This is a genomic window from Rhodosalinus sediminis, assembly GCF_003385555.1.
Classification (GTDB): Bacteria; Pseudomonadota; Alphaproteobacteria; order Rhodobacterales; family Rhodobacteraceae; genus Rhodosalinus; species Rhodosalinus sediminis.
In genome coordinates this window covers 17,432-39,662 of record NZ_QOHR01000012.1, presented here as the reverse complement: position 1 = coordinate 39,662, position 22,231 = coordinate 17,432, and the positions used below count along the sequence as shown (strand labels likewise).

The 22,231-nt window shown below is 66.4% G+C and carries 26 protein-coding genes and 1 tRNA gene; 8 read left to right on the top strand and 19 right to left on the bottom strand.

What is annotated here, in order from left to right:
- Nucleotides 1-234: 234 nt before the first annotated feature.
- Nucleotides 235-1,122 carry a hypothetical protein gene (locus tag DRV84_RS15435; protein ID WP_147298847.1) on the top strand — a complete coding sequence of 296 codons (888 nt, stop codon included), beginning with the start codon at nt 235-237 and terminating at the stop codon, nt 1,120-1,122.
- A 68-nt stretch (nt 1,123-1,190) separates the two neighbouring features.
- Here the strand turns inward: DRV84_RS15435 and DRV84_RS15430 are convergent, their stop codons facing one another.
- The 4 genes from DRV84_RS15430 to DRV84_RS15425 all read right to left on the bottom strand — a co-directional run bounded on the left by DRV84_RS15430 (nt 1,191) and on the right by DRV84_RS15425 (nt 3,699).
- A complete protein-coding gene (locus DRV84_RS15430) occupies nt 1,191-1,511 on the bottom strand; it encodes a hypothetical protein (RefSeq protein ID WP_147298846.1) in 321 nt (106 codons plus the stop codon).
- 446 nt (nt 1,512-1,957) lie between these two features.
- On the bottom strand, nt 1,958-2,536 hold the full coding sequence (locus tag DRV84_RS09865; protein WP_115979906.1) for a tyrosine-type recombinase/integrase: 579 nt from the start codon (nt 2,534-2,536) through the stop codon (nt 1,958-1,960).
- A 153-nt stretch (nt 2,537-2,689) separates the two neighbouring features.
- Nucleotides 2,690-2,977 carry a DUF6626 family protein gene (locus tag DRV84_RS16245; protein WP_420852972.1) on the bottom strand — a complete coding sequence of 96 codons (288 nt, stop codon included), beginning with the start codon at nt 2,975-2,977 and terminating at the stop codon, nt 2,690-2,692.
- 131 nt (nt 2,978-3,108) lie between these two features.
- Nucleotides 3,109-3,699 carry a hypothetical protein gene (locus tag DRV84_RS15425; RefSeq protein ID WP_147298845.1) on the bottom strand — a complete coding sequence of 197 codons (591 nt, stop codon included), beginning with the start codon at nt 3,697-3,699 and terminating at the stop codon, nt 3,109-3,111.
- 158 nt (nt 3,700-3,857) lie between these two features.
- Here DRV84_RS15425 and DRV84_RS09860 point away from each other — a divergent pair, with 158 nt between their 5' ends.
- Nucleotides 3,858-4,280 carry a DUF6641 family protein gene (locus tag DRV84_RS09860; RefSeq protein WP_115979903.1) on the top strand — a complete coding sequence of 141 codons (423 nt, stop codon included), beginning with the start codon at nt 3,858-3,860 and terminating at the stop codon, nt 4,278-4,280.
- A gap of 52 nt (nt 4,281-4,332) precedes the next feature.
- Here the strand turns inward: DRV84_RS09860 and DRV84_RS09855 are convergent, their stop codons facing one another.
- Together DRV84_RS09855 and DRV84_RS09850 are read right to left on the bottom strand one after the other, a co-directional pair.
- Complete coding sequence (locus tag DRV84_RS09855) at nt 4,333-5,745, bottom strand: tyrosine-type recombinase/integrase (RefSeq protein WP_115979900.1); 1,413 nt, start codon at nt 5,743-5,745, stop codon at nt 4,333-4,335.
- A 153-nt stretch (nt 5,746-5,898) separates the two neighbouring features.
- Nucleotides 5,899-5,972: transfer RNA gene (locus tag DRV84_RS09850), tRNA-Cys, on the bottom strand.
- A gap of 148 nt (nt 5,973-6,120) precedes the next feature.
- On the opposite strand from DRV84_RS09850, the gene DRV84_RS09845 reads away from it, so the two are divergent.
- The 3 genes from DRV84_RS09845 (at nt 6,121) to DRV84_RS09835 (ending at nt 8,928) form a co-directional block, all read left to right on the top strand.
- Nucleotides 6,121-6,774, top strand: coding sequence for a protein-L-isoaspartate O-methyltransferase family protein (locus DRV84_RS09845; protein WP_115979898.1), 654 nt, complete (start codon nt 6,121-6,123; stop codon nt 6,772-6,774).
- Nucleotides 6,775-6,817: 43 nt separating this feature from the next.
- Nucleotides 6,818-8,239: a TolC family outer membrane protein gene (locus DRV84_RS09840; protein WP_115979896.1), complete on the top strand. Its 1,422-nt coding sequence runs from the start codon at nt 6,818-6,820 to the stop codon at nt 8,237-8,239.
- 74 nt (nt 8,240-8,313) lie between these two features.
- Nucleotides 8,314-8,928: a hypothetical protein gene (locus tag DRV84_RS09835; RefSeq protein WP_115979893.1), complete on the top strand. Its 615-nt coding sequence runs from the start codon at nt 8,314-8,316 to the stop codon at nt 8,926-8,928.
- 69 nt (nt 8,929-8,997) lie between these two features.
- Here the strand turns inward: DRV84_RS09835 and DRV84_RS09830 are convergent, their stop codons facing one another.
- Nucleotides 8,998-9,321, bottom strand: coding sequence for a DUF6280 family protein (locus DRV84_RS09830; RefSeq protein WP_115979891.1), 324 nt, complete (start codon nt 9,319-9,321; stop codon nt 8,998-9,000).
- Between the two features lie 209 nt (nt 9,322-9,530).
- Here DRV84_RS09830 and efp point away from each other — a divergent pair, with 209 nt between their 5' ends.
- A complete protein-coding gene (gene efp / locus DRV84_RS09825; protein WP_115979888.1) occupies nt 9,531-10,094 on the top strand; it encodes an elongation factor P in 564 nt (187 codons plus the stop codon).
- Between the two features lie 121 nt (nt 10,095-10,215).
- On the opposite strand, the gene ygfZ is transcribed toward efp, so the two are convergent.
- Nucleotides 10,216-10,974 (bottom strand): CAF17-like 4Fe-4S cluster assembly/insertion protein YgfZ, encoded by a 759-nt coding sequence (ygfZ, locus tag DRV84_RS09820; RefSeq protein WP_115979885.1) that lies wholly within the window; start codon nt 10,972-10,974, stop codon nt 10,216-10,218.
- A gap of 116 nt (nt 10,975-11,090) precedes the next feature.
- On the opposite strand from ygfZ, the gene DRV84_RS09815 reads away from it, so the two are divergent.
- Complete coding sequence (locus DRV84_RS09815; protein WP_115979882.1) at nt 11,091-11,276, top strand: hypothetical protein; 186 nt, start codon at nt 11,091-11,093, stop codon at nt 11,274-11,276.
- Here DRV84_RS09815 and DRV84_RS09810 read toward each other — a convergent pair.
- The 4 genes from DRV84_RS09810 to DRV84_RS09795 all read right to left on the bottom strand — a co-directional run bounded on the left by DRV84_RS09810 (nt 11,266) and on the right by DRV84_RS09795 (nt 14,729).
- Entirely contained in the window at nt 11,266-12,516 is a 1,251-nt protein-coding gene (locus DRV84_RS09810) for a peptidoglycan DD-metalloendopeptidase family protein (protein ID WP_115979879.1), read from the bottom strand. The genes DRV84_RS09815 and DRV84_RS09810 overlap by 11 nt on opposite strands.
- 57 nt (nt 12,517-12,573) lie before the next feature.
- Nucleotides 12,574-13,236: a protein-L-isoaspartate(D-aspartate) O-methyltransferase gene (locus DRV84_RS09805; protein WP_115979877.1), complete on the bottom strand. Its 663-nt coding sequence runs from the start codon at nt 13,234-13,236 to the stop codon at nt 12,574-12,576.
- Entirely contained in the window at nt 13,233-14,015 is a 783-nt protein-coding gene (gene surE / locus DRV84_RS09800) for a 5'/3'-nucleotidase SurE (RefSeq protein ID WP_115979874.1), read from the bottom strand. Before surE ends, DRV84_RS09805 begins: the two co-directional genes overlap by 4 nt.
- Nucleotides 14,016-14,081: 66 nt before the next feature.
- Nucleotides 14,082-14,729 carry an SDR family NAD(P)-dependent oxidoreductase gene (locus DRV84_RS09795; RefSeq protein WP_115979872.1) on the bottom strand — a complete coding sequence of 216 codons (648 nt, stop codon included), beginning with the start codon at nt 14,727-14,729 and terminating at the stop codon, nt 14,082-14,084.
- Nucleotides 14,730-14,963: 234 nt separating this feature from the next.
- On the opposite strand from DRV84_RS09795, the gene DRV84_RS16010 reads away from it, so the two are divergent.
- The gene (locus DRV84_RS16010; RefSeq protein WP_239995043.1) at nt 14,964-15,527 is read left to right on the top strand and encodes a biotin transporter BioY; all 564 of its coding nucleotides are present in this window, start codon (nt 14,964-14,966) and stop codon (nt 15,525-15,527) included.
- Between the two features lie 87 nt (nt 15,528-15,614).
- Here the strand turns inward: DRV84_RS16010 and purF are convergent, their stop codons facing one another.
- From purF to alr, 7 genes are all read right to left on the bottom strand, one after another.
- Nucleotides 15,615-17,090 (bottom strand): amidophosphoribosyltransferase, encoded by a 1,476-nt coding sequence (gene purF, locus DRV84_RS09785; protein ID WP_115979867.1) that lies wholly within the window; start codon nt 17,088-17,090, stop codon nt 15,615-15,617.
- A 96-nt stretch (nt 17,091-17,186) separates the two neighbouring features.
- On the bottom strand, nt 17,187-17,750 hold the full coding sequence (locus DRV84_RS09780) for a CvpA family protein (RefSeq protein WP_115979864.1): 564 nt from the start codon (nt 17,748-17,750) through the stop codon (nt 17,187-17,189).
- A 61-nt stretch (nt 17,751-17,811) separates the two neighbouring features.
- A complete protein-coding gene (gene radA / locus DRV84_RS09775; RefSeq protein WP_115979861.1) occupies nt 17,812-19,167 on the bottom strand; it encodes a DNA repair protein RadA in 1,356 nt (451 codons plus the stop codon).
- A 103-nt stretch (nt 19,168-19,270) separates the two neighbouring features.
- Nucleotides 19,271-19,654, bottom strand: a complete 384-nt coding sequence (locus tag DRV84_RS09770) for a hypothetical protein (protein WP_115979858.1) — start codon at nt 19,652-19,654, stop codon at nt 19,271-19,273.
- Nucleotides 19,654-20,400, bottom strand: coding sequence for an ABC transporter ATP-binding protein (locus DRV84_RS09765; protein ID WP_115979855.1), 747 nt, complete (start codon nt 20,398-20,400; stop codon nt 19,654-19,656). Before DRV84_RS09765 ends, DRV84_RS09770 begins: the two co-directional genes overlap by 1 nt.
- Nucleotides 20,397-21,179: an MlaE family ABC transporter permease gene (locus DRV84_RS09760; RefSeq protein ID WP_115979852.1), complete on the bottom strand. Its 783-nt coding sequence runs from the start codon at nt 21,177-21,179 to the stop codon at nt 20,397-20,399. Before DRV84_RS09760 ends, DRV84_RS09765 begins: the two co-directional genes overlap by 4 nt.
- Nucleotides 21,176-22,210 (bottom strand): alanine racemase, encoded by a 1,035-nt coding sequence (gene alr, locus DRV84_RS09755; RefSeq protein ID WP_115979849.1) that lies wholly within the window; start codon nt 22,208-22,210, stop codon nt 21,176-21,178. Before alr ends, DRV84_RS09760 begins: the two co-directional genes overlap by 4 nt.
- Between the last annotated feature and the right edge of the window lie 21 nt (nt 22,211-22,231).

Sequence of the window (22,231 nt, the reverse complement as noted above, 5' to 3'; positions counted from 1 at the left end):
CCGCCATCCGTGTACCTTACTAATGCAGTCAGCTTTACTACAAAAAGTGATGCAACTGTTACTTCAAAGTTTGCTGTAAGCGTAGGGGCGTCAACGAGCAGCACACAGTGCGTTAAGGTGCTTGGCCGCTGTCAGTGTGCATTGTGTGGCTGGAGAGCGGCTGTAGGGCGCTTGCATTGTGAGTGTCCTTTGGTAGTTTGCTTGCAAACAGGCTCAGCGATAGGGTGAGGTAAGATGATTGGAGTTTTGTGGGGGCGAAGCAGCTTAGTGGTTGCTTCCGTATTTGCTACCGTCGCCAGCGCGGCAGCGGAAACGGCTAATAACAGCTGTCCATTTGAGGTCGGTGACTTGCTTTCTCCGCTTACAGGTTCTGATTTAGATGCGGTCCTATCGTCAGTCCCTCTTGAAAAAGGTGATTTTGAAACCACGCAGGAATTTGAAAGCCGTAGGCAGAGCGCTCTTAAAGATTTCATTGATGCGCCAGTTGTAGCCTTCACGCACGGCGATCCAAAATATCCAGATCAAGACTTCACAACGGCCAGGTATGACGCTGATCTAGAGCGTGTGCTATATAATAGATACTTTATTTCTAACGGCTACGGTGACGCAGGGACAGCTTTGCAAAATACTGAGGTGATAGGTCAATATGATTTTTACGAATACATTTCTTTTGATCTTATATTAGAAGAAGAAGTTGTTGGGACGTATGCTGGCGGCAACGCATTGGGTGCGTCCGTTGAGGTTAAAGAGATTGTGCGCCGTACGATCTCCGTAGCGCAATTAACTCCAAGCCGTGGGTCTGGAGGCCCATATTTCCAAGGCTTGATATCAGCTGATATGCCCCATTGGTCTGGCGATGGATTGGAGCCTGATGAGGTGTTGGCATTTGACTTGCCGCTGGACGTAGCTAAAGACGAATATCACTCGTTGAAAACAGTTGTTGCCTTCAGCTTGGAAGAGCCATACCTCGCTTATAATGAGCACTACATTGGTCCAATTATTACAACCCCATTAGACCGTACTATTCTAAGTACAGTAATGATAGGCAACATCTACTGCGCGGCAGTTCTTGACAGCAAAAATACTGTACTCGATGTGGCTGCCGTGGCGAATTACGACTAAGACCAGCTCTTTTGCGCTTGGCTTGAAGTTAATATCCGTCAGCTTTACTGCAGAAAGTGATGTAACTGTTACTTCAAAGTTTGATGTAAGCGCACAGGCGTCAACGAGCAGCACACAGCGGTCTTAGGTGCTTGGCCGCTGTCAATGCTCCAAACAAGCCTTATGACGGGGTAGAAGTTGGGAGCATTGGTGTTGCGCTTGCGTGTTTGAATGCCTGCCGCTTTGAAGGTCTTTTGAAGGTAATCTTTTTTCTGCTCCGCTTCTCGCCACCATAAATATGTATCAACGAAGTTTTCATATAGCTGTTGACGGCTGGCAGCGTGTGTCTGAGTTTGCGCTTCTGCAGCCGATTTCAGTTGCTCTAGCTTGGTGTCCAGTGTGTCAGCCATACCTTGCTCCTTACTTCAAAGTTTGAAGTAGTGGACCGCATCTGACGGTGGATGACAAGTCTTTATAAATAGTTGTGTGAAGTTGGTTATGCTGTGGCCGCTTGGTCTGCTGCGGTTTGAGCTGGTGAAGTACTTATGTTTTTGAGGTGGTGATTTTGCGTATATGGGAGATTTTAGAGGGCAGGAAAAAGCGCAAGCGCAAGCCAAGCACTGCTGACAGAAAAACAGACTGGGAGCGCAACTTGACCCGTATGCGCAGTCGCAAGCGCCGTTTTGACACTGAAAAGCCCGTCAAGCCTGTGCCGCCTGCATAGCGTGCTGTGAAAGAACTGGCTGAATTTAGACGGGCAAGACGCTTGTGCGCAGTAATAGATTTGAGTTGACGGAACGGGGTAGGGGCATAGTGGAAATAGTGTTCGTTTCGTTCGTTTCGTTCTTTCGTCCGTTCAGTAGTTCACCAGCTCAACCGCACTGCGCAGCTTGTTTTCGTTCAAATCAATATAACGCATTGTGGTGTTGAGGTGCTTGTGACGTGCAAGAGCCTGGATGACACGTGCGTTAATGCCCTTGTCAGCCAACTCTGTCACAAACTGCCTGCGACCTGAGTGTGAGCTTGCACCTGCTATACCAGCTGCTTTGTAAAGTGCTTGAAACAGATTGACGATGGTTTGCGCAGTAAAGCTGCCGCCCTTTGCTGAGTATATGAGTGGGGCATTGGGTTGCTGAGTGCGATTTGGGTGCTGTGCAGCATAACGCTTGAGTTGTTGCGCCAGTCTTTTGTTTACGAGCACTGTCGCCGCGTCGTTGCCCTTTGTCTGCGCTGCCCGCAAATGTATCGTGTCACGTACAGCACCCGTGTCGTCAAATACGTCTCCAACCCGCAGTGCCGCGATCTCACACGCACGCAGTCCTGCATAAAACGAAAGCGCTACAGCTGTGTGGTTGCGAGTTGCATAGCGCTTGTGGTCAATTACAGCTGCCAGTCGCTTGCGCTCCTGTTGCGTCAATAGCTTGGCCTGTTTCATAGCGCAGTTCCCCAAAATGTGTTGTTCTCTTACGTATAAATGTAAATTCAAACATTTTTGCGGACGACCTCTTTTTATGTGTGACGCAAGTCATTGTTTTTGTTGGCGATTGGGTCATAATGTTAGGGATTACTTAATCTATAATATTTTGTATCAGCACACATCAGCCACGCAATATTGAGCATTCAAGTAAGCCAGCAGCTGCTGTTCCGTGTTTTTGAGTGCTTGAGCTTGCGCAGTAGTGATCGCTGTTTGACGCTGCTGCGAGCGTATTGAGCGTAGACACTGTATAGCCGCGCTCACGCTGTAATCGCGTCCTGTGTGTTTTTGATAGGCATACCAGTTACTGTTCTTGCCTAAATAATTTCTGCTAAATGCCTCAGCGCAGTGCACCAGCCCTGCGCTCTGTAGTTGTGTGTATGTTGTTTCAAGTAATGTCATTTTCAAATGCCTCTATGTATTTACCGTTGCTGTTTGAGCGAATGTGTTTTGTTTTAGTTATTTGACATAACAAGGATGTGAGCTGGACAAGCCAACCCACATTCCTCATATTCAAATTTTGTACGATTAAGTTAAGAGCGCCGCATTGCCGCTGCTCTTGCCTTTTCTCGCCTCGTAAAGTTTTTTTGTGTGGTTTCTATGTGCTGTGGCAGGGCCAAGCGTGCCTTTAGTAAGTTGGTGTCAGTTGCCTTTGCGTGGAGCTTTCCAAGTGCATCTGTGCGCACAAGATGCTGTGGGCCTGAATTTATGTATGTGAGCCTGTCGTCCAAACTGCCTAAATCTTGCCTGAACTCTTCGTGTTGTGAATAGCCTGTTGCGCCTTTTATTGTGAGTATGGGAGCGATTGAATTGCTGATAGGGCTGGCAGCTGCGTCAAACTTTGATGCCCATATCGCATTCCACGCTACACAAAATTCGTTTGTGTCGATGGGCGATTTTGCAAGTATGTGGATATGGGGATTTGTTGCTGTGTCGCCAAAGTGCCTAAACACAACGCGATCAAAGCGGCGCTGACAGCTACGGGATTTCCCGTATAGTGTGTGATCCAGCGTGTTAAGACAGCTGCGCCATAGTTTTGCAGCAGCGTCAGTTTTGTTGCCATCAAGTAAGTAAAGGCGGCCAAAATTGAGCGTTGCGTAAATGTCCCAATCGTATGCCTCCATCCACGCTTCCCAAGTCCAGTTTACTCGCTTTTGCCACATAACCGCGTTCCTTTCGCAGTTATTTATCCTTTGCTTACAAAGGCAGTTAGAAAATGGTCGTTCTTGTTATGTTCTGGCCGTAGCATTGCGGCAGCTGATATAGAAAAGGAGCTGTTGCTATGTCTCATCTTGCTAAACTTAACCTGAAAACTGTTCATCGCAGCGCACAAAAAGACCCTGTCGTAAAGCGACGTGAAAAGCTCAGTGCTGCTATTGAAGAACAGTTACAGGTGCTGGCTGCTGCTGAGAAGGGGGAGCAATACGGCGTTGCTTCAAAGCGTTGGCAGCAAAATGACGCTGGCGAGCGTGTTCTTGTTGAGCATCAAAAGCGTGTGCGTGCGTGGTTTTTTGCGCAAGATGGCGGGTGGTATGTGCAGTGTAAATATGGGTCTCGCGTTGTGCAGCTTGGCGATAAGGGCAACGCTGTGTTTGTGAAAGACCTGGCCGCTGTTAAGACTGTGCTGGAAGCGTTCTATGCGGCTTGTGCTGGTGGCGAATTTGACGCTGCACTGAGCGAGCTGGCAGTGCGCAAGCGCAAATAGCTTACATCAAAGTTTGAAGTAAGGGCGCTGTTGCAATGCAGCGCCTTTCTTTTTATCCGTTTAGGATTTTCAAAAGTGTGTTGCTGTCGATCAGATCAGCGTTTTTCGCCTCAAGTGCTCGCATTGCAATTTCTTCCGTTACTGCATAGCCGTCACGCTCCACGCCAAGCGCAGCCAAAAGTTCCGTTTCTGTTAGCTTGCCAGCGGTCAACATATCAAACGCAAGTGTGGCGGGACTTGCTTGGGTGTTGGTGGGTTTTTGGCTTTGCTTTTTTGAAGTGCGCCCGCTGTGCAACTCCGCGTTAAGCAAGGGGCTGTATTTGCTATAGTGCTTGTCCAGCATCGTTGTGCTGTTCCCCATTTGCTTGCTGAGAGCGTGTGTGCTGACACCTCGTTCCAAATCTTGCGTAGCGTAAAAATGACGCCAGCTGTAAAGCGTACGCGGTTGTCCGTCTGCGCCTGTTTTAAGATCAAGTTTTTTTAGCAAGGCGTTATAAGCACGGTTAAGGTTAGCAACTGTCGCAGTCTCTCCCTGTCGTGTCGTCCATACCTTTCCTGTGCTTTTGGCCGCTATCAAAGCATCCAGCGTTTCGTAACTTAGGCGAGGGTTGAGTTGACTTTGACGAAACAGAAAATCAGCCACCCTGTCGCGTGCAACAGCTTTTCGTTTGTTGGTCTTGCCGTCCACATTCACTGCGAGAAAACGATCGTCACCTTTTGTGTGCCATTCAATGTTGCGCCATTCCAAGCCAAGCGCCTCAGTGCCGTGTCGTATGCCAGTATTTGCAAGAAATAAGACGTAGTTGCGCAGGGTTTCGCGTGTTGCTGCTGCTTTGGTGTTGGTTGTTTTTTGATGGAAAGTGCGCAGCGCTGTATAAATTGTTTTGTATTCTGCTGCCGTATAGCTGCCCCTGCTTTGCGTGGGCACGCCTTTGTTAAGAAGGGTGGGGCGCATTGACTTGTTGATCCAACCACGCAGTTCAGCTTCGTCCAAAACCCTGTTCAGTGCTGCGTTGTGATTGTTGATGGTGCTTTGCGCTAGCTTTTTGCCAAATTCTTGTTCTCGCCAAGCGTCAAATGCTGTCAGTGCAGCAAGGTCAATTTTTTCAACGTCTGTTTTTTCAAAGTAGGGTATCAGCCACTTGTTGATAGCGGCGATATAATCTTTATACGCCTGCTTGCCCGTACCTGCCGCCACGTCGTCCTGCATACGCTTAACCGCGAATTCAGCTACGTGCTTGAATTTACGGGTATTTGCGGGCAGCTGATTTTTCAATCGCGCCTGCACATCGTAATACATCTCAAGCGCAACTTCCTTCGCTTTTTCCAAGTCATCCGTGCCAGTGCTTTTTACTTGGCGTTGGCCATTTTGCAGCGTTAGGCGAGCATACCAGTTGTTGCTGCCCTTGCGTTTATCCAGCCGCAGTTTTTTGTGTACTTGGATTGTGCTTGTGCCGTAGCTCATCGCACCTTTGCCTGTAAGTGGTTGACTTGGCGAGATTATAGCTGATTTGGGCTGATTTTGCACGTCAAAACTGTGTACGAATTGTGTGCAGAATTTTGGTGACTAAATATTGTGGGTGACTGCTGAAAATGTAGTAAAAACAACAATATATTGTGGAGGCGAGTAGGGGAATCGAACCCCTGTACACGGATTTGCAATCCGCTGCGTAACCACTCCGCCAACTCGCCTTCGCCACATGAGCTAGACCATACGCGCGCGTGCTGCAAGAGCGCAGGCGCCGGCGCGCGCGGCGCAGGGCGCCGCGGCGCGCATTGCCGGCGCATGGGCCGTGTGGCACTATCGATACAAACCACATCCCGAGCACGACAGGCCCGCATGACCGACTTCGCCGCACGCCGCGAAACCATGGTGGACACGCAGATCCGCCCCGCCGACGTCACCAAGTTTCCCGTGATCGACGCCTTCCTCACCGTCCCGCGCGAACTTTTCGTGCCGGAGGAGAAGCGGGAAGCGGCGTACATGGGAGACAACATCGCCCTCGGGGGCGGGCGCGCGATCCTCGAGCCGCGCACGCTCGCCAAGATGCTCGACGCGCTCGACCTGCAGCCCGACGACCTCGTTCTCGATATCGGGAGCGCCTACGGCTACTCGGCCGCCGTGGCCGCGCATCTCGCCGAGGCGGTGGTCGCCGTCGAGGAGGACGAGGGGATGGCGCGCGAGGCGCAGACCCGCCTCGCCGAATACGGCTCGGACAACGTCGCGCTGCACGACGGGCCGCTCGCCGAGGGGGCGGCGCGGCACGGACCTTACGACGCGATCCTCGTGCAGGGCGCGGTGGGCGAGCTGCCGCAGGCCATCGTCGACCAGCTCAAGGAGGACGGGCGCATCGTCTGCCTGTTCGAGGACGGGCGGCTCGGCACGGTGCGGCTCGGCCACAAGGTCGAGGGCGCGGTGAGCTGGCGCTTCGCCTTCAACGCCGGCGCGCCGGTGCTGCCCGGGTTCGAGCGGCGCACGGAGTTCTCGCTCTGAGGGACGGATCGGCACAATGACGAAGAGAACGAAAGAGGCAGGCATGGGACAGTGGAATGCGGTGCGTCGCCGCCTCGCGGGGCTCGCTCTGGCGGCGGCGACGGCGGCGGGCGCGGCCGGGGGCGCCTCGGCGCAGACGCTCGCCGAGGCGCTCTCGGACGCCTACGTCAACAGCGGCCTTCTGGAGCAGAACCGCGCGCTCCTGCGCGCCGCCGACGAGGACGTGGCGCAGGCGGTCGCGGGGCTGCGGCCGGTGCTCGACTGGTCGGTGTCGATGACCCGGCAGTACGGGCGGGCGCGGTCGCAAGTCACCGGCGCCGTCGGCGGCTTCGTCAGCGAACAGGCTTCGGCCGGCGTCGAGCTGCAATGGCTGCTGTACGATTTCGGCCGCTCCCAACTGCAGCGCGAAGCCGCCAAGGAGACGGTGCTCGCCACGCGCGAAGGCCTCGTATCGATCGAACAGCAGGTGCTGCTCGGCGCGGTGCAGGCCTTCATGAACCTGCGCCGGGCGAGCGACACGGTGGACCTGCGCGAGAACAACGTGCGCGTCATCGAGCGTCAGCTTCGCGCGGCGCGCGACCGGTTCGAGGTGGGCGAGGTGACGCGCACCGACGTGGCGCAGGCGGAGGCGGCGCTGGCGGCGGCGCGCGCCAACCTCGCGCGGGCCGAGGGCGACCTCGCGCAGGCGCGCGAAACATACATCCGCGCCGTCGGCAGCGAGCCGGGGCGCCTCGCCGAGCCGGGGGCGGTGCCCCGCACGGTCTCCAGCGCGGAGGCGGCGCGCGAGCGGGCGGTGCGCGACCATCCCGATCTTGGGCAGGCGCAGCGCGAGGTCACCGTCGAGGAGCTGCGCGTCGCGGCCGCGCGCGCTGGGATGAAGCCGCGCGTCACGCTCGGCGGGCGCTACGGCATCACCGATGATTTCGACGAGGAGGAGTCGCTCGGCACCGGGGAGATCAGCCTCAGCGTCGGCGGCCCCATCTACCGGGGCGGCGAGATTTCGTCGCTGGTGCGCCAAGCGCAGGCGCGCCGCGACGCCGCCCGCGGCAACCTGCACGTCGTGCGCAAGCGCCTCGCCGAGGAGGCGGGCGCCGCCTGGTCCCGGCTCCAGGTCGCGCGCGCCGCCCGCGAGGCGAGCCGCCGCCAGATCGAGGCCGCCGAGATCGCCTTCGAGGGCGTGCGCGAGGAGGCGCGCCTCGGCGCGCGCACCACGCTCGACGTCCTCGAGGCGGAGCAGAACCTGCTCGACGCGCGCACCGAGCTCGTCTCCGCGATCACCGACGAATACATCGCGGCCTACTCGCTCTTCGCCGCGACCGGGCGCCTGACGGCGGAGCAGCTCGGCCTTTCGGTGCCGCGCTACGATCCGGCGGCGTATTACAACCTCGCCAAGGACGCGCCCGTGCCCCTCAGCCCGCAGGGTCAGGCGCTGGACCGCGTCCTGCAATCGATCGGGGGCGACTGACGCGCGGGGCCTCCATTGTGCCGCGCGCCCGGACCGCCTAGGGTCCGGGCGAGGCAGCAGCGAAGATCGGTCCCATGTCACAGCCCCGCGACCCGTCCGAGATCGAGGACGTGCTGGCGGCGATCCGCCGTCTCGTCCGCGAGGAGCACGCGCCGGCGCCCTCGACGGCGGCGGCCGACGACCGCGAGAAGCTGTTGCTGACGCCGGCGCTGCGCGTGACGGGGGCCGCGCCCGGCGACGCCGACGTGCCGGAGAGGCCCGAGCGGCGCGACACCGGCGCGGACGACGTCCTCTTCCTGCATCGGCCCGTATGGACGCCGGACGGCCCGGCGCCCCGCGCGGCGGAGGCGCCGGAGGCCGCGTCCGACGACGCCCTCGAGGCCGAGATCGCCCAACTCGAGGCGCTCGCCGGCATGGAGCGCGGGGCGGACACGCGGGCCGACGCCGCCGATGCACCGGGCACAGGGCCGGAGGCCACCCCCGACGGCGCCGCGCCGGTTCAGAGCTCCGACCCCGTCGGGCGCGCGCCGGAGGTCGGGCCCTTGGACGAGGCGGCGCTGCGCGCCATCGTGCGCGACGTCGTGCGGGAGGAACTGCAGGGCGCCGCGGGGGAGCGCGTCGCCCGAACGCTGCAGACCCTCGTCCGCGACGAGATCCGGCGCGCCCTCGCGGAGCGCGACCTGCGCTGACGCCGCACCCCCGACGAAAAAGCGCGCCGCCCCCGGGGGCGGCGCGCTTTTTGCCGGGATCCATGCGCGTCAGGCGGCTTCCGGGCGCTCCCCGGCGGCGTTGCGGCGCTCGCTCTCCTCGCGCGAGAGCGCGACGGAGGTGCGCACCCCGCGCGCCACGAAGGCCATGAGCCCCTCCACGACACGCTCGGTCGGGTCGATCCCGGCGCAGGACAGAACTTCCCGGCCGTCGCGCGACCGGGCCCAGCGCGCGATCTGATCGGGGCCGTTGCCGTACTTGCGGTCGTCGGCGATCGCGTCGTCCAGCGCGGCCAGCACGACGGCGGCGAAGAGCTTGCGGGCGCGCATCCCCTGCTCCGCGCTGAACGCCGTGCCGTCAACGAAATCCTTCATCAGGGTGTCCTTGTTATTCGACTTGCGCCTCGGGCGTGCCGGCGGTTATGGCCGAAACGTCTCGATTCGGATACATCGCGGACGCAAGCCTGTCATGCACTTCACGCATGGCTCGGGGCGCATGCAACACGAAATAGGCCGGGTTGCCAGCCTGCTCCACGCGAGATATAGGAGCGCCCGAGCAACGATCAACCAGTGGCCCAGGTTCCATGCCCCGCATCAACGGTAACGAGATCCGCCCCGGCAACGTGCTCGAGCACAACGGCGGCCTCTGGGCGGCGGTGAAGGTGGATCACGTCAAGCCCGGCAAGGGCGGCGCCTTCGCCCAGGTCGAGCTGCGCAACCTGCGCAACGGCTCCAAGCTGAACGAACGCTTCCGCTCCGCCGACAAGGTGGAGCGCGTGCGCCTCGAACAGCGCGACCAGCAGTTCCTCTACGAAAACGACGGCATGCTCGTCTTCATGGATGCCGACACCTTCGAACAGATCGAGCTTCCGGCCGCGATCCTCGGCGAGCGGCGTCCCTTCCTCAAGGACGGCATGACCATCGAGGTCGAGTTCTACGAGAGCGAGGCGCTGAACGCCACGCTGCCGCAGAAGGTCACCTGCACCGTCGAGGAGACCGAGCCGGTGGTGAAGGGCCAGACGGCGGCCAATTCCTACAAGCCGGCCGTGCTCGACAACGGCGTGCGCCTCATGGTCCCGCCCTTCGTCGGCCCCGGCGAGGCGATCGTCGTCAACACCGAGACGATGGAATACGCCGAACGCGCATGACCGGGCCGCGCTGCGCGCGCGACACTTGGCCCGGGCGCAGCCCCATCATCTTGGCTTAAATACTCCGGGGGTGAATTGGCCGTCAGGCCAAGAGGGGGCAGCGCCCCCTCCGTGTCCCGTCTCAGCCCTCGGGCCGCCAGTGCACCCGCGCCTCGCCGGCCGTCATGCCTTCTCCCGCGCGGTCGTAGCGCAGATGGGCGATCGCGCGGCCGCCGGACTGGGTGAGCAGCGTGCCCGCCGCCTTGCCATCGGCGCTTTCGATCGGCGTGCCCACGGGTGCCGCGCCCTCGACCTCCACCGTGGCGAGGCCCTTCTTCAGCTCCGTCTTGTGGTGCATCCGGGCCGTCACCTCCTGCCCGACGTAGCAGCCTTTGCGGAAGTCCACGCCGTTCAGCCGCTCGAAGCCGGCCTCGAGGATGAAGGTCTCGGGCGTGAGTTCGACGCCGCTCTCGGGCACGCAGGCGGCCACGCGCAGGGCGTCCCAGTCGGTGCCGTCGTCGCCGCCCTCGGCGCCGTAGAGCCGCCAGCCGAGTCGCGGGTCGCGCGGATCGGCGAAGGCGCCCTCGGGCGCGGGGCCGGTGCCGCGGCGCACGTGGAGGTCGGTCTCCTCGATCTCGACCCTGGCGCGGAGCTTGTAGAGCTTCAGCCGCTTCTGGACGTCCGCCGCGAGCGGCGCGGCGAGGTCCATCAGCACCGCGCCGCCGGCCTCGGGCGCGAGGAAGAAATCCGCGATGTACTTGCCCTGCGGCGTGAGGATCGCGGCGTAGACGAGCCCCTCATCGAGCTTCGCCACGTCGTTGGTCACGAGGCCCTGCAGGAAGTCGCGCGCCTCCTCCCCGGAGATCCTGAGCACCGTTCGGTCCGCGCCTGTGGTCGTCATCGCTCCCCCTTTCCGTTGCGCCGAACATAGGCGTCGCGTCGCCGATCCGAAAGGCGGGGTTCGCCCGGCGGCGTCGGCTGCGCTATCCTCATTAGGGCAACCGAGGGAGTGCGCCCATGTCCGAGCGCCCCGTGCGCCGCGTCGAGGACTACACCGGCACCTGCCTGGTCCTCCGCGCGCTCAATCTCTTCTGGATGCTCGTCGCGCTGATGCTGACGCTCGGCTGGCCGGCGGTGCTCGTCACCGCGGTCGCGCTCGACGCCGGGCTGCGGCGGCTGCGCCGCGCGCCCGTCAGGGATTGAGGTAGGGCGTCGGGTCCACGCGCTCGGTCCCGCGGGTGACCTCGAAGTGCAGGAAGGCCGGGTCGCCCGGCGCCACGGCCGCGATCGGGTCGCCGCGCGCGACGGCGTCGCCCTTGGACACCGTGATATCGGCGAGGTTGACGTAGACCGTCAGCAGGTTCTCGGGGTGCTTGATCACCACGATCGCCACGTCCTCGGTGTTCTCGGTCACCGCCGCCACGCGGCCCGAGGCGGCGGCGCGCACCGGTGTGCCTGCGTCGGCGGCGATGGCGATGCCGTTGTTGCGGCCCTTGTCGAAGTCCCGGATGATCGGCCCGTCCACGGGCATGCTCATCCGCGCCTCGGCGGCGCTCTCGGTCTGGCCGATGTCGGGCGCGGGTTCGGGCTCGGGCGCCGCGGCCGCCGTCTCGGTCGCGGGGGCCGGGTCCTCCTGCGGCACCGGGCGCGAGGCGCTCGGCGGCGGCGGGGTGGGGGAGCCGGTGCCGGGCGGCGGCGTCTCGGCCTCCGTCTGCGCCATCCGGGGGCGCGGCGCTTCGAGCGCGACGGGGATCAGCAGATACTGCCCCTCGCGCACGCGGAACTCCGGGCCGAGCCCGTTCCACTCGGCGAGCGCGCGCACCGAGACGTCGTAGAGCCGCGCGATGGAATAGGCCGTCTCGCCGCGCTCGACCTGGTGGCGGATCGGTTCCCGCTCCGCGACTCTCTGTGCCGCGCCATCGGGCTGCGCGCTCCGCTCCGCCGTGTCCGCGGCGTTCTCCTGCGGCGCTGCCGCCTGTTCGCCGGCAGCCCGGGCCGCGGGCAGCGTCTCCGTGTCGACGGCGGAGGCCTCGGCGCTGTCGAGCGCGGGTCCGGCGAGCGCGGCGACGTCGACGCGGCCGCGCTCCGCGTCCGCGGGCTCCGCAACCCGGCGGGGCAGGGCGAGCACCTCGCCCTGCCGGAGGGGCGTGTCCGGGTCGATCCCGTTGTGCCGCGCGAGTTCCCTGGCGGGCAGCCCGACGCGCGCGGCCACCTCGGTCGCCGTGTCGCCGCGCCGCGCGACCGCGACCTGATAGGTCGGATAGGAGATCACGCCGCGCGCATCCGGGGCGGGCCGCTCGGCCACTGCGCGCTGCGCGGCCGAGGCGGTGTTGAGCTCGGGCGGGCGCAGGTCCACGTCCAGCGTGCCGCCGCAGGCGCCGAGCGCGAGACAGGCCGCGCCCGCGAAGAGGGCGCGCCGGGTGGACGGAATGGGCGCAGTCATCGCTCGATATCCCTCGTTGCGCGCCCCTTGTCGCCGGGGCCCCGGGCCTCCGTTGCGTCAGCCGTCGCGCCCGAGCCCCTCGACGAGCGGCACGAAGCGCACCGCGCGCAGTTCGTCGTAGTCGTATCCGCTCTCGCTGCGCGTGACGCGGATGAGGCGCTGCACCGTGTCCGACTGACCCACCGGAACCACCATGATACCGCCGATCTTGAGTTGCGCCAAGAGCGGGCCGGGCGGATCCTCGGCCGCGGCCGTCACGAGAATGCGATCGAAGGGCGCCTGATCCGGCAGGCCGTGGCTACCGTCGCCGAGGACCGCGGTGATGTTGGGCATGTCGAGCGCGCCGAAGAGCTCGCGCGCCTCCCGCACGAGCCGCGCGTGGCGCTCCACCGTGTAGACGCGCCGCGCGAGCTGCGCGAGCACAGCGGCCTGATAGCCCGAGCCGGTGCCGATCTCGAGCACCTTGTCGCGCGGCGCCACGCGGAGCGCCTCGGTCATCAGCCCGACGATCGAGGGCTGGCTGATCGTCTGCCCGCAGGCGATGGGCAGCGGCATGTCGTCGTAGGCACGGTCCTGGAAGTAGTGGCGCACGAAGCGGCCGCGGTCGAGCTTCTCCATCGCCGTGAGCACCCGCGCGTCGGTCACCCCGCGCGAGCGCAGGGCGAAGAGGAGGCGCATGGTGCGCTCGGCGTCGGTCTCCGACCGCTCCCCGTCGGTCATAGCCTCTCCCGGAAGTGGTCGAGCGCGTCGTGCGCGGTCAGATCGGCGCGCATCGGCGTCACCGAGATCCAGCCCTCGAGGTTCACCGCCGCGTCGGTGCCGGGCGCCGAGGGCACCTGCTGATTGACGCCGCGCATCCAGAGAAAGCGCCGCCCCGAGGGCGAAAGATGCGGCTCCGTGCGGAAGGCCGTGCCGCGCCGGAAGCCCTGTTCGGCCACCTTGAGGCCGGCCACTTCGTCGGCCGGGACCGGCGGGAAGTTCACGTTGAAGAAGAGCCCGTAGTCGCGGTCCTCCTCCGGCGTGGCGGCGAGGATGCGGCGCACGGTCTCGGCGCCGTGCCGCTCGGAGGGCTCGAAGCGGTTCTCAAGGTGCGCGATGCGCGGCCCGTAGAACTGCGACAGCGCGATCGCGGGCAGGCCCTGAAGCGCGCCCTCCATCGCGCCGCCGAGCGTGCCGGAATAGAGCGCGTTCTCGGCCGAATTGTTGCCGCGATTGACGCCTGAGAGGACGAGATCCGGCCGCTCGCCGTCGAGCACGTCGTAGATGCCGGCCATGACGCAGTCCGCGGGGCTCCCCTCGGCGGCGTAGCGGCGCTCGCCCATCTCGGCGATCAGCATGGGGTGGGTGTAGCTGATCTTGTGCGCGACGCCCGATTGCTCGAAGGCGGGCGCGACGACCCAGACCTCGCCGCCGGGGCCCGCCAGCTCGGCCGCGATGGCCTCGAGCACCGCCAGTCCCGGCGCGTTGATCCCGTCGTCGTTCGTCACAAGTATGCGCATCGGCCGCCCCGCTGTCCCTCGGCCCTCCTCCTAGAGAAGGGGGCGCGGCGCGGCAAGCGAGCGCGCTCAGTCCGCCGCGGCCAGAAGCCGCCGCGCCTCGGCATGGCGCTCGGCGAGGCCGTCGCGCGCCTCGCCGGGGAAGAAGCGCGCGCGCAGCGCCGTGGGCATGGGCGCGGGCGTCAGGACCTGCACGCGCGGGCCGGTGCGCACCGTCTCCGCCTGCCAGCTCCGCGCGAGGGCGGCCTGCGCCGCCTTGGTCGCGCCGTAACCCCCGAAGAAGGCCTCCCCCGCTTGCGGGTCGTCGAAGAAGAGCGCGCGGCCCTCCGTGCCGAGGAGCGGCGCGAGCGCGGCGATCAGCGCCTGCGTCGCGGTGACGTTGGTGGCGAGCGCCCGCGCGAAGCCCTTCGCGTCGATCGAGGGCGCGGGCGAGAGCGGAGGCGCGTGGATCGCCGTGTGCGCCCAGAGGTCGAGCCGGCCCCAGCGGTCGAAGATCCCGCGCGCGAGGCCTGCCACCGCGTCGGCCTGCGTCAGGTCCATCGGCGCGAGCGTGGCCTGCCCGCCGGCGGCGCGGATGCGGTCGTCGAGCTCCTCGAGCGCGCCCTGCGTGCGGGCGACGGCGAGGACGTGATGCGTCGCGGCGAGGGTCTCGGCGAGCGCGGCGCCGAGCCCCCGCGAGGCGCCCGTCACGAGGGCGAGGGGTCTGTCGTCGGTCATGGCCCGCTCTTTCCACGCCGGGGCGCGGCTGGCAAGCCGGGAGAGGGGGCGCTGCCCCCTCTTGGCCTGCGGCCAATTCACCCCCGGGATATTTCTCCCAAGAAGAAGGGGCCGGGGCCCGGGGTCTGCGCCGGCGATGCGGCCGGAGGGGCGCCCGCGCGGCAGAAAGGGGTTTTCTTTCGGGGCCGGATCGTGGATTTTGCGCGCGACCCAAGGTTCCGAGGAGACTGCACAGTGACACTCGCCCAAGCCGCGCTCGGCCAACGTTCCCTCACCACTCAGGCGCTTCTGGTGCTCACGGGCTCGGCGGCGCTCGGCCTGCTGTCGCAGGTCGAGGTGCCGATGCTGCCGGTGCCGATGTCGCTCCAGACGCTCGGCGTCACGCTGATCGGGCTCACCCTCGGCGCGCGCCTCGCCGCGCTGACCGTGCTCGCCTATCTCGCGCAGGGCGCGGCGGGGCTGCCGGTCTTTTCCGGGGGCGACGCCGGGGCGCATCACCTCGTCGGCCCGACGGCGGGCTTCCTCTGGGGTTTCGTCGCCATGGCCTGGGCGACCGGCTGGCTCGTCGAGCGCGGGCTCGACCGGGGGTTCCTGCGCCTCTTCGCGGCGGCGGCCGTGCCGGCGGCGCTCCTGTACGTTCCCGGCGTGGCGTGGCTGACGCTTTTCGTCGGCATGGACCTCTCCACGGCGATCGCCGCGGGTGCGGCGCCCTTCCTGCTCGGCGACGCGATCAAATGCGCCATCGCGGCGGTGACCGTCTCGGGCGGCTGGAAGGCGCTGGGCGCGCGCCGGCGCTGAGCCGCCGCGCTCGCGACGACGCCCGCGAGGGCGGAGGAGCGGCCCCTGCGGGGGCCGTTTTCGTGTGGGGTCGCCGCCGTCCGGCGGTTACTCGGCGGCCTTCAGGGTGAAGCCCTGCTCGATCATGTCGGAGGGCTCCACCGGGTACTCGCCCGAGAAACAGGCGTCGCAGTATTGCGGCGTGCCCGCGTCGCGGCCCTGCGGCTCGCCCACCGCGCGGTAGAGCCCGTCGAGCGAGATGAAGCGCAGCGAATCGACGGCGAGGTGGCTGCGCATCTCCTCCTCCGACATGCTGGCGGCGAGCAGCTTCTCGCGCTGCGGCGTGTCCACGCCGTAGAAGCAGGGCCAGGAGGTCGGCGGGCTCGCGATGCGGAAGTGCACCTCGGCGGCGCCCGCGTCGAGGATCATCTCCTTGATCTTGCGCGAGGTGGTGCCCCGCACGACCGAGTCGTCCACGAGGATCACGCGCTTGCCGCGGATCAGCGCGCGGTTGACGTTGAGCTTGAGGCGCACGCCCATGTTGCGGATCTGCTCGGTCGGCTCGATGAAGGTGCGGCCCATGTACTGGTTGCGCACGATCCCCATGGCGTAGGGAATGCCCGATTCCTGGCTGAAGCCGATGGCCGCGGGCGTGCCGCTGTCGGGCACGGGGCAGACGAGGTCGGCCTCCACCGGCGCCTCGCGCGCGAGTTCCACGCCGATCTGGCGGCGGGTTTCGTAGACCGAGCGCCCGCCGATGATCGAATCGGGGCGCGAGAAATAGACGTGCTCGAAGATGCAGAAGCGCGGGCGCACGGGCCGGAAGGGGCGCAGGCTCTCGACGCCGTGCTCCTCGGTGATGACGACCATCTCGCCGGGATCGATCTCGCGGACGAGCTCGGCGCCGATGATGTCGAGCGCGCAGGTTTCGGAGCTCAGCACCCAGCCGTCGCCGACGCGGCCGAGCACGAGCGGTCGCACGCCCAGCGGATCGCGCACGCCGATGAGCTTGGTGCGCGTCATCGCCACGATGGAAAACGCGCCCTCCACCCGGCGCAGCGCGTCCTCCATCCGCTCGGGGATGCCCTTCTGCAGGGACCGGGCCATCAGGTGGATGATGCACTCGGTGTCGGAGGACGACTGGAAGATCGAGCCGCGCTCGATCAGCTCGCGGCGCAGCGCCTGCGCGTTGGTGATGTTGCCGTTGTGCGCGATCGCCGCGCCGCCCATCGAGAACTCCCCGAAGAAGGGCTGCACGTCCCGGATCTGCGCCGGGCCCTTGGACCCGGAGGTGGAGTAGCGCACGTGCCCGATGCCGAGGCTGCCGGGCAGCGTCTGCATCACGTCGGCGGAGGTGAAGGTGTCGCGCACGTAGCCGAAGCGCCGGGCGGAGTTGAAGCCGCGCTCGGCGTCGTAGGTGACGATGCCGCCGGCCTCCTGTCCGCGGTGCTGCAGCGCGTGCAGGCCGAGGGCGACGAAGTTGGCCGCGTCGGCGACGCCGAGCACGCCGAAGACGCCGCACTCCTCCCGGAGCTTGTCGTCGTCGAAGGGATGGGCGCGATAGGCGGGGGGCTGGTCGGTCATGCCGACGGGACTCCGGGACTGTGGCGGCGGGTCTGACCCTCACATAAGCGTTCAGGGCCGCGGTGTCATCAAACGATCATGAACGCGGGCGCGCCGTCACGCGTCGGCGTCGCAGACGCCCACGAGCTGTTCATACTGCCCCGTGATCCAGCCGAGCGCGGCGTCCGGGTCGCTCTGTTCGTCGATCTCGGCGGCGAGGCTCGCGAAGATCTGCGCCGAGCGGCTGTCGTCGATCATCTCGATCTGCTGCGCGGCGGCCACCGTCTGATAGAGGAAATAGGCGAGCGCCACGACGAGCACGCCGCGCGCCGCGCCGAAGAGAAAGCCGAGCGCCTGGTCCACCCCGCCGAGGGCGGAGCGCCGCACCGCCGAGGCGAAGACCGGCACGAAGAGCGAGACCACGAGCAGCGCCACCGCGAAGACGCCCGCGAAGGCGGCGATCACCGAAAGCTCGCAGCTGTCGGCGAGGATGGTGCCGAGACCGGGGATTTCCTTGACGAGGGGAGTGGCCTGCGGCGCGAAGACGAAGGCGACCACCGCCGCGGCGGCCCAGCCGCCGATCGCCAGAACCTCGCGCACGAAGCCGCGGGCGTAGGCGAGCAGAGCCGAGACGACGACGACGAGCGCCACGGCGCCGTCGATGATGGTGAACCCCTCCATGCGCGCTGCCCGTTCCCCTGCCGTCCTCTGCCCTCGCCGTGCCGTCCCGCCGCCGGGCGCCTCAGCCGGCGCCGAAGGTCTCGTCCGCCAGGTCGGCCAGCTGGCCCATCCGGGTCAGCGTCAGGCCGCCGGTCGGCGCGCTCTTGCCGCCCTCGGACAGGATGGCCGAGGTGAAACCAAGTTTCCGGGCCTCTTTCAACCTGTTTTCCGTCTGGCTCACCGGGCGCAGCGCGCCGGAGAGGCTGATTTCGCCGAAGACGACCGTCTCGGGGGCGAGCGGCGTGCCCTCGCGCGCCGACAGGAGCGCCGCGGCGACCGCGAGATCGGCGGCCGGTTCGGAGATCTTCAGCCCGCCGGCGACGTTCAGGTAGACGTCGAGCCCGGCGAAGGGGATGCCGCAGCGCGCCTCGAGCACGGCGAGGATCATGGCGAGCCGCCCGCCGTCCCAGCCGACGACGGTGCGCCGCGGCTGCGCCTGCGGCGTCGGCGCGACGAGGGCCTGAAGCTCCACCAGCAGCGGGCGCGAGCCCTCGATGCCGGCGAAGACGACCGAGCCGGGCGCGGGCTGGCCGCGCTCCGACAGGAAGAGCTCCGAAGGGTTGCCGATCTCGGCGAGGCCCGATCCCGTCATCTCGAAGACGCCGATCTCGTCGGTGGCGCCGAAGCGGTTCTTGACCCCGCGCAGGATGCGGAACTGATGCCCGCGCTCGCCCTCGAAGTGGAGCACGGTGTCCACCATGTGCTCGACGACGCGGGGACCGGCGATCTGCCCCTCCTTGGTGACATGGCCGACGAGGATGATTGCCGTGCCGCGCCGCTTGGCGAAGGCGGTGAGCTGATGCGCCACCGCGCGCACCTGTCCCACGGAGCCCGGTGCGCTGTCGGCGGCGTCGGTCCACATGGTCTGGATCGAGTCGATGATGGCGAGGCCGGGCCGCTCGGCCTCCAGCGTGGCGAGGATGTCGGAGAGCGCGGTCTCGGCGCCGAGGCGCACCGGCGCGTCGGCGAGGCCGAGGCGCTTCGCGCGCATCCGCACCTGCGCGGCCGCCTCCTCGCCCGAGATGTAGACGGTCGAGAGCCCGCCGGCCGCGAAGCGCGCCGCCGCCTGCAGGAGCAGGGTGGATTTCCCGATCCCCGGATCGCCCGCGAGCAGCACCGCCGAGGCCGGCACCAGCCCGCCGCCGAGCACCCGGTCGAGCTCCGCGATGCCGGAGGCCGCGCGCGGCGCCGGCGCCTCCTCCGCGTCGAGGGTCGAGAGCGCGATCGCCCGGCCCGCCGAGGGCGCCTTGCCCGGCCCGGCGCGCGCGCCCTCTTCCTCGAGCGTGTTCCAAGCGCCGCAGGCGTCGCAGCGCCCGGCCCACTTCGGATGGGTGGCGCCGCAGGCGGTGCAGACGTAGCGGGGGGCGGATCTGGCCATGCCGCCTTGTCGCCCGCGCGGGGCCGGGCCGCAAGCCCGGCGCGGCGGCCTCAGTCCCGCGCCGGTCCCGCCGGGCGCAGCACGCGCGTGGCGGCGCGGGGCCTCAGCCCCACTGCGCGTAGCCCCAGAGCCCGAGCAATGCGGCGAGCCAGAGAAGGTGCGCCCAGTCGAGCCACGCCCACCGCCGCCCCGGCGCGATCCCGGCCGCGAGCAGGGGCGCCGAGGCGGCGAGCGGCACGGCCATGCCGCCGCCCGCGGTGCGCACCCATCCGGCCGCCTCGACGAGCGGCGCGCCCGGCAGGAGTGCGGCGAGCTTCACCGCCACCGCCGCCGCCGCCACCGCGAGCGCCGCGAGCGCGAGCCGGCGGCAGGCCCCGCGCGCCACCACCGCCCGGAGCGCGGCGAGCACGACGAGCCCCTCGAGGTAGACGGTCTGGCGAAAGCCGATGAAGGCCAGAAGGACGGGATCGGGTTCCAGAAACTCCATCAGCGCACCGCCGCGATGGGGCCGTCCGCACGGCCGTGGATGAATTGCTCGACGTAAGGATCGCCCGAGGCGTCGAGCGCGTCCACCGGCCCGGTCCACTTGATCACGCCGTCGTGCAGCATCGCCACCCTGTCGGCGATCTGGCGCACGCTGCCCATGTCGTGGGTGATGGCGACGGCGGTCGCGCCCATCTCGGTCACGATCTCGCGGATCAGGTCGTCGATCACGCCGGCCATGATCGGGTCGAGGCCGGTCGTCGGCTCGTCGAAGAAGATGATCTCGGGATCGGCGGCGATGGCGCGGGCCAGCCCCACGCGCTTCTGCATGCCGCCCGAGAGCTCGGCCGGGTAGGCGTCGGCCACATCCGGCGAGAGGCCGACGCGGCGGAGCTTTTCCACCGCGATCTCGCGCGCCTCCGCCCGCGGCCGCTTCAGCGCGCCGCGCAGGAGGCGGAAGGCGACGTTCTGCCAGACGGGCAGCGAATCGAAGAGCGCCGCGCCCTGAAAGAGCATCCCGAAGCGCGCGAGGAAGGCGTCGCGGTCGCCCGCGCGCACGTCGCGCCCGTCCACCGTGATCTCGCCCGCGTCGGGGGCGACCAGCCCGAGCACGCATTTCAGAAGCACGGATTTGCCCGTGCCGGACGCGCCGATCACCACCATCGAAGTGCCGCGCGGCACGGAAAGGTCCACGCCCCGCAGCACGCGGGTCTCGCCGAAGGCCTTGGTCACGCCCCTGAGCTCGATCATGCCGCGAAGAAGACCTCCGTCAGGATGTAGTTCGCGGCGAAGATCAGCACGCTCGCCGAGACGACCGCCTGCTTGGTCGCGCGACCCACGCCCTGCGCGCCGCGGCTCGAATGCATGCCGTGATAGCAGCCCATCAGAGCCACGATGAAGCCGAAGGCCGCGCCCTTCACGAGGCCGGAGGCGACGTCCCACGTCTCGAGGAAATTCACCGTGTTCTCGAGATAGGCGGCGCCGTTGAAGTCGAGCCGCGCGACGCCCACCAGCCAGCCGCCCATGACGCCGACCGAATCGCCCACCGCGACGAGCACCGGCACCGCCAGCGTGGCGGCCAGCACGCGCGGCGCGGCGAGGTATTTCATCGGGTCGGTCGAGAGCGTCACCAGCGCGTCGATCTGCTCGGTCACCTTCATGGTGCCGATCTCGGCGGCGATGGAGCTCGCCACGCGCGCGGCGACCATCAGCCCGCCGAGCACCGGGCCGAGCTCGCGCACGATGCCGATGGCGACGATCTGCGGCACCACGGCCTCGGCGTTGAAGCGCGCGCCGCCGGCGTAGATCTGCAGGGCCAGCGCGCCCCCGGTGAAGAGCGCGGTCAGCCCCACCACCGGCAGCGAGAGCCAGCCGATCTGCACCAGAGCCTGCGCGAACTCGCGCGCGTAGAAGGGCGGACGCAGGACGTGGCTCACCGCCGCGAGCGCGAAGAGCGCGACGCGCCCCACCTCGCCGAGCAGGCGCAGCACCGCCCGCCCGAGCGCGCCGAGAGGCGCGAGCGCCCTCATCCGCCGGTGTAGCGCCGCGCGTAGCGGCCCTGTCCGAGCGCGGTCAGGATCTCGTAGCCGATGGTGCCCGCATGGGCGGCAAGGTCGTCCACGCCCTGATGCGCGCCGAGAAGCTCCAGCGTCTCGGGCGGCGCGTCGAGATGCGTGACCTCCACGCCGATCAGGTCCATCGAGATGCGCCCGCGCACGGGGCAGGGGGTCTCGCCGGCGTGGAAGGCCAGATGCGGCCCCATGATCCGGTGCAGCCCGTCGCCGTAGCCCCCCGCGACCGTGGCGATGCGCGCGTCCCGCTCGGCGATCCAGGTCATGCCGTAGCCCACGCTCTCTCCGGCGACGACCTCGCGCGTCTGGATGACCGGCAGGCGCAGGGTGACGACCGGGCGCGCCTCGGCGAAGGGCAGGCCGCCGTAGACGCCGATGCCGGGGCGCGTGAGATCGAAGTGAAAGCCCGGGTCCATCAGCACGCCTCCTGTCGCGGCGAGCGAGCGGGGCGCGTCCACCCCCTCGGTCATCGCGCGGAAGGCGGCGAGCTGGCGGGCGTTCATCGGGTGGTCGGCGTCGTCGGCGCAGGCCAGATGGCTCATCACCAGCCGCGGCGCGGCCAGGCGCGGGCGCACCTCGGCCCAGTCGGCGGGCTCCAGGCCGAGCCGGTTCATCCCCGAATCGAGCTGCACGCCGCAGGGCGCCTCCGGCGCGGCCTCGAGGTGGCGCGCGACCTGTTCGGGGGAGTTCAGGAGCGGCACGAGGTCCGCCGCGCGGATCGTGTCGGCGTCGCCGGCCATGTGCCCGTTGAAGACGAAGATCTCCGGCCCCGCGCCGAGCGCGGCGCGGAGCGCCGCGCCCTCCTCGGCCTCTGCCACGAAGAAGCGCCGCGCGCCCGCGCGCGCGAGCGCGGTCGCCACCGGCGCGAGGCCGAGGCCGTAGGCGTCCGCCTTGACCACCGCGCCGGCCTCGCTGGCCGAGCGGTCCGAGAGGGCGCGCCAGTTGGCCACCAGCGCGTCCAGATCGACGATGAGCTCCGCTTGCGCCATGGCGTCTAATTCGCAGCCCTG

What these genes read in the sequence shown, in the direction of transcription:
- DRV84_RS15435 (WP_147298847.1), top strand. Translation starts at nt 235, where the DNA reads ATGATTGGAGTTTTGTGGGGGCGAAGCAGCTTAGTGGTTGCTTCCGTA.
- DRV84_RS15430 (WP_147298846.1), bottom strand. Translation starts at nt 1,511, where the DNA reads ATGGCTGACACACTGGACACCAAGCTAGAGCAACTGAAATCGGCTGCA.
- DRV84_RS09865 (WP_115979906.1), bottom strand. Translation starts at nt 2,536, where the DNA reads ATGAAACAGGCCAAGCTATTGACGCAACAGGAGCGCAAGCGACTGGCA.
- DRV84_RS16245 (WP_420852972.1), bottom strand. Translation starts at nt 2,977, where the DNA reads ATGACATTACTTGAAACAACATACACACAACTACAGAGCGCAGGGCTG.
- DRV84_RS15425 (WP_147298845.1), bottom strand. Translation starts at nt 3,699, where the DNA reads ATGGAGGCATACGATTGGGACATTTACGCAACGCTCAATTTTGGCCGC.
- DRV84_RS09860 (WP_115979903.1), top strand. Translation starts at nt 3,858, where the DNA reads ATGTCTCATCTTGCTAAACTTAACCTGAAAACTGTTCATCGCAGCGCA.
- DRV84_RS09855 (WP_115979900.1), bottom strand. Translation starts at nt 5,745, where the DNA reads ATGAGCTACGGCACAAGCACAATCCAAGTACACAAAAAACTGCGGCTG.
- DRV84_RS09845 (WP_115979898.1), top strand. Translation starts at nt 6,121, where the DNA reads ATGACCGACTTCGCCGCACGCCGCGAAACCATGGTGGACACGCAGATC.
- DRV84_RS09840 (WP_115979896.1), top strand. Translation starts at nt 6,818, where the DNA reads ATGGGACAGTGGAATGCGGTGCGTCGCCGCCTCGCGGGGCTCGCTCTG.
- DRV84_RS09835 (WP_115979893.1), top strand. Translation starts at nt 8,314, where the DNA reads ATGTCACAGCCCCGCGACCCGTCCGAGATCGAGGACGTGCTGGCGGCG.
- DRV84_RS09830 (WP_115979891.1), bottom strand. Translation starts at nt 9,321, where the DNA reads ATGAAGGATTTCGTTGACGGCACGGCGTTCAGCGCGGAGCAGGGGATG.
- efp (WP_115979888.1), top strand. Translation starts at nt 9,531, where the DNA reads ATGCCCCGCATCAACGGTAACGAGATCCGCCCCGGCAACGTGCTCGAG.
- ygfZ (WP_115979885.1), bottom strand. Translation starts at nt 10,974, where the DNA reads ATGACGACCACAGGCGCGGACCGAACGGTGCTCAGGATCTCCGGGGAG.
- DRV84_RS09815 (WP_115979882.1), top strand. Translation starts at nt 11,091, where the DNA reads ATGTCCGAGCGCCCCGTGCGCCGCGTCGAGGACTACACCGGCACCTGC.
- DRV84_RS09810 (WP_115979879.1), bottom strand. Translation starts at nt 12,516, where the DNA reads ATGACTGCGCCCATTCCGTCCACCCGGCGCGCCCTCTTCGCGGGCGCG.
- DRV84_RS09805 (WP_115979877.1), bottom strand. Translation starts at nt 13,236, where the DNA reads ATGACCGACGGGGAGCGGTCGGAGACCGACGCCGAGCGCACCATGCGC.
- surE (WP_115979874.1), bottom strand. Translation starts at nt 14,015, where the DNA reads ATGCGCATACTTGTGACGAACGACGACGGGATCAACGCGCCGGGACTG.
- DRV84_RS09795 (WP_115979872.1), bottom strand. Translation starts at nt 14,729, where the DNA reads ATGACCGACGACAGACCCCTCGCCCTCGTGACGGGCGCCTCGCGGGGG.
- purF (WP_115979867.1), bottom strand. Translation starts at nt 17,090, where the DNA reads ATGACCGACCAGCCCCCCGCCTATCGCGCCCATCCCTTCGACGACGAC.
- DRV84_RS09780 (WP_115979864.1), bottom strand. Translation starts at nt 17,750, where the DNA reads ATGGAGGGGTTCACCATCATCGACGGCGCCGTGGCGCTCGTCGTCGTC.
- radA (WP_115979861.1), bottom strand. Translation starts at nt 19,167, where the DNA reads ATGGCCAGATCCGCCCCCCGCTACGTCTGCACCGCCTGCGGCGCCACC.
- DRV84_RS09770 (WP_115979858.1), bottom strand. Translation starts at nt 19,654, where the DNA reads ATGGAGTTTCTGGAACCCGATCCCGTCCTTCTGGCCTTCATCGGCTTT.
- DRV84_RS09765 (WP_115979855.1), bottom strand. Translation starts at nt 20,400, where the DNA reads ATGATCGAGCTCAGGGGCGTGACCAAGGCCTTCGGCGAGACCCGCGTG.
- DRV84_RS09760 (WP_115979852.1), bottom strand. Translation starts at nt 21,179, where the DNA reads ATGAGGGCGCTCGCGCCTCTCGGCGCGCTCGGGCGGGCGGTGCTGCGC.
- alr (WP_115979849.1), bottom strand. Translation starts at nt 22,210, where the DNA reads ATGGCGCAAGCGGAGCTCATCGTCGATCTGGACGCGCTGGTGGCCAAC.